Source organism: Mediterraneibacter agrestimuris (genome assembly GCF_943193195.1).
Taxonomy (GTDB): domain Bacteria; phylum Bacillota; class Clostridia; order Lachnospirales; family Lachnospiraceae; genus Schaedlerella; species Schaedlerella agrestimuris.
On record NZ_CALPDG010000112.1, the window covers coordinates 1 to 1292 of the forward strand.

At 54.6% G+C, this 1292-nt stretch carries 1 rRNA gene; it reads right to left on the reverse strand.

The window, feature by feature from the left end:
- Positions 1–1292 (reverse strand): 23S ribosomal RNA (locus NFS18_RS19275); the annotation flags it as partial.

Consider the following 1292-nt stretch of genomic DNA (forward strand, 5'->3'; position numbering starts at 1 on the left):
GGGCTTCACGCTTAGATGCCTTCAGCGTTTATCCCGTCCCGGCTTGGCTACTCTGCCATGCACTTGGTAATGCAACAGATACACCAGCGGCCAGTCCATCCCGGTCCTCTCGTACTAAGGACAGCTCCTCTCAAATATCCTACGCCCACGCCGGATAGGGACCGAACTGTCTCACGACGTTCTGAACCCAGCTCGCGTACCGCTTTAATGGGCGAACAGCCCAACCCTTGGGACCTACTCCAGCCCCAGGATGCGATGAGCCGACATCGAGGTGCCAAACCACTCCGTCGATGTGAACTCTTGGGAGTGATAAGCCTGTTATCCCCAGGGTAGCTTTTATCCGTTGAGCGATGGCAATCCCACTTTATACCACCGGATCACTAAGTCCTACTTTCGTACCTGCTCCACCCGTCGGTGTCGCAGTCAAGCCCCCTTCTGCCTTTGCGCTCTGCGAATGGTTTCCAACCATTCTGAGGGAACCTTTGAGCGCCTCCGATACCCTTTCGGAGGCGACCGCCCCAGTCAAACTCCCCACCTGACATTGTCCCCCAGCCGGGTCACGGCTGATGGTTAGAAACCCAGTACTGCAAGGGTGGTATCCCAACAGCGGCTCCATGGCAACTGGCGTTGCCACTTCCTAGCCTCCCACCTATCCTGTACATACAATACCGAATCCCAGTATCAAGCTGGAGTAAAGCTCCATGGGGTCTTTCCGTCCTGGCGCAGGTAACCAGCATCTTCACTGGTATTTCAATTTCACCGGGTGCATTGTTGAGACAGTGCCCAAATCATTACGCCTTTCGTGCGGGTCGGAACTTACCCGACAAGGAATTTCGCTACCTTAGGACCGTTATAGTTACGGCCGCCGTTTACTGGGGCTTAAGTTCAAAGCTTCGCTTGCGCTAACCTCTCCCCTTAACCTTCCAGCACCGGGCAGGCGTCAGCCCATATACCTCACCTTTCGGTTTTGCATAGACCTGTGTTTTTGCTAAACAGTTGCTTGGGCCAATTCTCTGCGGCCATTCGCATGGCACTCCTTCTCCCGAAGTTACGGAGTCATTTTGCCGAGTTCCTTAACAATGCTTCTCCCGTCGGCCTTAGGATTCTCTCCTCATCCACCTGTGTCGGTTTACGGTACGGGTATTTTATGAACAATAGCGGCTTTTCTTGGCAGTCAGCCCACGCACTTCCCTACTTTTATTTCGGTCCGCGTCACGCCTTCCCCTTGCACACCGGATTTGCCTGGTGTACGGGTACTTCGCTTGCGCCGGTCTTTCCATTCCCGGCCTGCG